This window comes from Halalkalibacter flavus (genome assembly GCF_036663575.1).
Classification (GTDB): Bacteria; Bacillota; Bacilli; order Bacillales; family Bacillaceae_D; genus Halalkalibacter; species Halalkalibacter flavus.
This window is the reverse complement of sequence record NZ_JAWRVK010000331.1, coordinates 1-251: the sequence shown is the minus strand read 5'-3', so window position 1 is coordinate 251 and position 251 is coordinate 1. Positions and strand designations below refer to the sequence as shown.

The following is a 251-nucleotide window of genomic DNA, read 5'->3' as shown; positions in this document are numbered from 1 at the left end:
TGTCTTCCCGACCATGAGTTTAATATGCGGGTGTAGTTTAGTGGTAAAACCTCAGCCACGAGCAAACCATCTGCCGAATAAGCTGCGAGTTGTCTCGACGCATTAGCTTCTAAGAGTTACTAGAAGAGGAAGAGACATGATAGTGCGTTATTGAAATTTGTGATATATAATGATTTAATATGCGGGTGTAGTTTAGTGGTAAAACCTCAGCCTTCCAAGCTGATGTCGTGAGTTCGATTCTCATCACCCGC

1 tRNA gene is annotated in these 251 nt (G+C 43.0%); it reads left to right on the top strand.

The window, feature by feature from the left end:
• The first annotated feature begins 181 nt into the window (after window positions 1-181).
• Window positions 182-251, top strand: a tRNA-Gly gene (locus SAY88_RS25365).